Origin of the sequence: Modicisalibacter sp. 'Wilcox' (assembly GCF_010993675.1) — a bacterium.
GTDB classification, from domain to species: Bacteria; Pseudomonadota; Gammaproteobacteria; order Pseudomonadales; family Halomonadaceae; genus Modicisalibacter; species Modicisalibacter tunisiensis.
On sequence record NZ_WNXF01000033.1, the window covers coordinates 1 to 4,836 of the forward strand.

At 54.8% G+C, this 4,836-nt stretch carries 5 protein-coding genes; all 5 read left to right on the plus strand.

Annotation, left to right across the window (positions count from 1 at the left end):
- The first annotated feature begins 360 nt into the window (after positions 1–360).
- The 5 genes from phnC to G7A98_RS16495 are packed head-to-tail and all read left to right on the plus strand — an operon-like array spanning position 361 to position 4,754.
- Entirely contained in the window at positions 361–1,179 is an 819-nt protein-coding gene (phnC, locus tag G7A98_RS16475) for a phosphonate ABC transporter ATP-binding protein (RefSeq protein WP_020833797.1), read from the plus strand.
- Positions 1,176–2,039: a phosphate/phosphite/phosphonate ABC transporter substrate-binding protein gene (phnD, locus tag G7A98_RS16480; RefSeq protein ID WP_163650766.1), complete on the plus strand. Its 864-nt coding sequence runs from the start codon at positions 1,176–1,178 to the stop codon at positions 2,037–2,039. Before phnC ends, phnD begins: the two co-directional genes overlap by 4 nt.
- Positions 2,040–2,049: 10 nt before the next feature.
- Positions 2,050–2,880, plus strand: coding sequence for a phosphonate ABC transporter, permease protein PhnE (gene phnE, locus G7A98_RS16485; protein ID WP_011784781.1), 831 nt, complete (start codon positions 2,050–2,052; stop codon positions 2,878–2,880).
- A 9-nt stretch (positions 2,881–2,889) separates the two neighbouring features.
- Entirely contained in the window at positions 2,890–3,900 is a 1,011-nt protein-coding gene (locus G7A98_RS16490; RefSeq protein WP_104417573.1) for a phosphonate dehydrogenase, read from the plus strand.
- A complete protein-coding gene (locus G7A98_RS16495; protein ID WP_011783503.1) occupies positions 3,894–4,754 on the plus strand; it encodes a LysR family transcriptional regulator in 861 nt (286 codons plus the stop codon). The genes G7A98_RS16490 and G7A98_RS16495 overlap by 7 nt, the downstream gene beginning before the upstream one ends.
- The last annotated feature ends 82 nt before the right edge of the window (positions 4,755–4,836 follow it).

Consider the following 4,836-nt stretch of genomic DNA (forward strand, 5'->3'; position numbering starts at 1 on the left):
GAGGTGGCGATAGCAGTGAGTCATAGCAACACCGTACCTGATGGGTCACGTGTTGCACTTGGTCATTGAGACCGCCAACTCAGCACGGACGAACTGTACCGTGAGATTCGCCGACTGACGGTGGAACGCAATTTTTGTTGCTTAAGCTCCTGGGTGGCTCGTTCCACTTTGGCTGAGCTCCATGTATTTCACAGAGCCCTTCGGAAAATCCTTGCGAACCAAAAGCACTTCATCAAACTGTCACGTCAGTGACACGACGGTGTCATCTCTCAGCTTTACCGTTCAATTGTAACTCGCAATACGGCGAGCTTATTTATTGCAAAAGGTGATCCTGTGGCGCCAACTCAATCAACCAATGTGATGCTTCGAGTCGAGAGTATGGGCGTAACCTACCCGGGAAACGTCCTCGCGCTCAAACCCACCAACGTTCACTTTCACAAGGGCGAATTCACCGTGCTACTGGGACTTTCAGGCGCGGGTAAATCCACTCTGCTTCGTTCACTGAATCACCTGGTTAAGCCCACAACCGGGAAGGTTGTGTCTGGCGAGTTTGGTGAACTGACCAACCGTAGAATCCTGCGACAGCACCGCAGCCGCACCGCCATGGTGTTCCAGCATCACCAGCTGATCGAACGATACACCGCGTTACAGAATGTGCTGACAGGCAGACTTGCGTATCACGGTACTTGGCGAAGCCTGCTTCCCCTGCCCCGGCAGGACCTGGAGTTGGCTCTGCAATGCCTCGACCGCGTAGGTCTGGCTGACAAAGCGCTTTCCCGAGTAGATCAGTTGTCCGGCGGCCAGCAGCAGCGGGTTGGAATCGCCAGAGCATTGGTGCAGCAACCATCCATGATTCTTGCCGATGAGCCCGTTGCCAGCCTGGATCCGGCCACTTCTGAAAAGGTACTCGGCCTACTGCGCGATATTTGTCAGGAAGATGGAATCACCGCGGTTATTTCCTTGCACCAATTGGAATACGCCCAGCGTTTTGCAGACCGGATCATCGGCCTTTCGAACGCTCATATCGTTTTTGACGATGCTCCTGAAAACCTGAAATCGAAACACCTGGACGAGATTTACCACCGTTCACCCAGCGTGGTAGCTGCGGAAGGCAAACCAGCCATCCATAAACCTAAGACCACCCCGATAACGACAGACGTACTGGAGATAGCACAATGAAGACAATGATTCACTCTTTGCTGGCTCTGATAATGATGCTCGGCATCCAATGGTCAGCCCATGCCGCAGATACAGACCCTGATCTTTTGAAAGTTGCCTTGCTGCCGGATGAGAACGCGTCAGAACTGATCAAGCGAAACCAACCTTTGAAGGATTACCTGGAAACCACTCTTGGTAAGGAAGTAGAACTGATTGTTACCACCGATTACTCCTCCATGATCGAAGCCATGCGTTTTGGCCGAATTGACCTGGCTTACTTTGGTCCGTTGTCCTATGTGATGGCCAAGAGTAAGAGTGACATTGAACCCTTTGCCGCCATGGTGGTAGACGGGAAGCCGACTTATCGCTCCATCATTATTGCCAATGCGGACTCTGGCGTTAGCTCCTTCGCGGATATCAAAGGCAAGAAAATGGCCTTCGGTGACCCCGCATCCACTTCCAGCCACCTGATCCCCAAGGCCGTACTCCTTGAGAAGGCAGGGCTCGAAGCCGGAAAGGACTATGAGGCTCATTTCGTCGGTAGCCATGACGCTGTTGCGGTTAACGTCGCCAATGGCAATGCCGACGCCGGAGGGTTGTCCGAAGTTATCTTCGAGCATGTGATGGACCGCGGTTTGATTGATCGGAGCAAGGTCAAAGTGCTGGGCTACAGCGGTGACTTTCCTCAATACCCCTGGGCCATGCGTTCGAACCTGGCCCCTGAGCTGAAGAGCAACATTCAGAAAGCCTTTCTGCAGATCGATGACCCGGAGATTCTCGACAACCTGAAGGCTGAGGGATTCGCGGCAATTACCGACGAAGATTACGATGTCATCCGCGCTATGGCTGGCCTGCTCAATCTTGATTTCGCAAAAATGTGAGGAGTGCCCCATGAACTATACAACGACGGAACCGGCGACTCTGTCGCCGGCCCCGTCGGCCTCCGTGCTGGATGAGCACGCGAAAGGCTGGCGGAAAAAACTCGGACAGTCGCTGTTAGTGCTGCTCATCATTTTTGTCGCAAGTTGGTACGTAGGGCTGCTCAATTTCAATACACTTGCCAATGGCGTGCCAGCCATAGGCACACTCATTGGCGAATCTCTTCCACCTGACTTCACCAATGTGGCCAGCTGGGTGTCGCCGTTAATCGACACGCTTGCGATGAGCATTGCCGGTACTGCCATTGCAGTAACCTTGTCTGTGCCACTGGCATTCCTGGCTGCGCGCAACACCTCTCCACATCCGGTGGTGTTCCAAGTAACTCGAACCCTTTTAAACGGTTTGCGTTCAGTCCCGGAACTGATCATGGGCATCATCTTCGTGGCTGCTGTTGGTTTTGGGGCGTTGCCTGGCGTACTGGCGCTCGGTCTTCACTCCATTGGCATGGTTGGAAAGTTTTTTGCCGAAGCGATTGAGCATGTAGATGAGGCGCCAGTGGAAGCGGCCGATGCTGCCGGCGCTACTCGCTTGCAGGTGCTCTATCACGCCGTGCTGCCACAAGCACTTCCTCAATTCGCGGACGTGTCCATTTATCGCTGGGAATACAATTTCCGTGCCTCGACCGTAATGGGCATGGTGGGTGCCGGTGGTATTGGCTTCGAATTGATGGGCTCGCTGAGAATCATGCAGTATCAGGAAGTCAGCGCCATTCTCATTGTCATCTTGTTGATGGTCACCGTCGTGGACAGTCTCAGTGGCCGCCTTCGTAAGAAATTCAAATAAGGAACGTCGATGAAACCCAAGGTTGTGATAACCCATAAGATCCATGACAGTGTTCTGGATGAACTTGCCCAAGATTGCGAGCTGGTCACCAACCAATCCGGCGCCACGTTGCCCCAGGAGGAAGTGGCTGCGCGCGTTGCAGACGCTGATGCGATGATGGCGTTCATGCCAGACCGAGTTGGAGAGGAGTTCCTACAGGGGTGTCCGCGCTTGAAGGTGATTGGTGCAGCCCTGAAAGGCTATGACAACTTTGATGTGGATGCCTGCACGCGTCATGGGGTTTGGCTGACATTTGTACCGGATTTGCTAACCGTGCCTACTGCAGAGCTAACGGTCGGGCTGACGATCAGTCTCACCCGACAAGTCAAGGCGGCGGACCACTTCGTTCGATCCGGTGAATTTACTGGCTGGACACCACGCTTCTATGGGCAGGGGATCGAAGGCTCACGGATTGGTATTGTGGGTATGGGGGCCATCGGCCAAGCGGTGGCGCAGCGCCTGAACGGATGGGGAGCGGATTTAATCTATTCCCAGCCGGAACGTTTACCCGTGCAGCATGAGCAGGCACTGGGTTTGTCCCATACTCCCCTCAAGATGCTGCTGGCCCAGTCAGATATTGTGATCCTGGCACTGGCGCTCAATGAGCAAACCCTCCACACCATTAATCGCGAAACGCTAACAGGAATGAAACCGGGCGCATTCCTTATCAATCCCTGCCGTGGATCTGTGGTGGATGAGGGTAGTGTTCTGCAAGCGCTTCAATCCGGTCAGTTGGGGGGGTACGCCGCTGATGTGTTTGAGATGGAAGATTGGGCGAGAGAAGATCGTCCGAGGGAGATCGCCCAGGGGCTCAGGGCCCACCCCAACACGCTGTTTACTGCTCACATCGGATCGGCCGTCAGCCAGGTGCGTCTGGCTATCGAGCAACGCGCTGCTCGGAACATTCTGCAAGTGCTTCGGGGTGAGCGGCCGGATGATGCGATCAATGATCCCAGTGGCCGCGAGAGCGGCCCATGCTGAATCTTGTCTGGCTGAAGAGTTTCGTGGCGGTGCTGGACCACAACGGGTTTCAGGCCGCAGCCCGCCAGTTGGACATCGCACAACCCACACTGTCCCAGCACCTTCAAAAACTCGAAAACCAACTTGGCGTTTTATTGGTCCACAGGGGGCGCTCTGGCTGTGAGCCAACCCGGGCTGCCTTAACCTTGTTGCCTTTTGCCCGAAGTCTGCTCCGGCTGGAGGAGCAGGCGAGATCTTCCATTATGGAGGCTCGACTTCGCGTTGGGGCGAGCTCCAATATTGGGATTTATATGCTCCAGCCCTACATCCGTCGTTACAAGGAGCTGGGCGTAGGGCCCGAGGTGGATGTGGTAATAGATTCCAATCCGACTATTGCACGGCATTTATCGGACGGTGAGCTGGACGTGGCGATTATGGAGTGGTGGCATGATCTACCCGGATTCCATGCTCAGGCGTGGCGTAACGAGCCCGTTGTTCTAATCGTTCCGCCTGGTCACCCGTTAGCCCGTCGAACCGATATCGACCGCGATACGCTGTCTAACATGGCTCTGATCGGCGGCGAACCCGGCACCGGCACTGGCCGGCTTTTGGCGACCTACTTCGGTGAGCATGGGCCATTTCCGACGGTATCTATGCAGCTGGGTAGCACCGAAGCCGTCAAGCAAGCGGTTAAGGTCGGACTTGGCGCATCGTTGGTGCTTGAAAGTTCTGTACGGGAGGAGGTCCAAAATGGAAGTCTGGTGGCTATTCCCGTGAGTGAGCCTGGCCTTAGCAAGGAGCTGATGGTGATTTATCCGAGCAGCCTGGACAAACACAGGCCAGTATACTCGTTTGTTGGGCATCTCTGTGAATAGCTGTCGGGTCCCGTGTGATTAACCACCCGTTTGGTAAATAACTCAGGTCGCTTGGCCTGCCACTCCTTCATCGCCGTGATCG

Coding starts and splice junctions, on each gene's coding strand:
- phnD (WP_163650766.1), top strand. CDS start 1,176: ATGAAGACAATGATTCACTCTTTGCTGGCTCTGATAATGATGCTCGGC.
- G7A98_RS16490 (WP_104417573.1), top strand. CDS start 2,890: ATGAAACCCAAGGTTGTGATAACCCATAAGATCCATGACAGTGTTCTG.
- phnE (WP_011784781.1), top strand. CDS start 2,050: ATGAACTATACAACGACGGAACCGGCGACTCTGTCGCCGGCCCCGTCG.
- phnC (WP_020833797.1), top strand. CDS start 361: ATGCTTCGAGTCGAGAGTATGGGCGTAACCTACCCGGGAAACGTCCTC.
- G7A98_RS16495 (WP_011783503.1), top strand. CDS start 3,894: ATGCTGAATCTTGTCTGGCTGAAGAGTTTCGTGGCGGTGCTGGACCAC.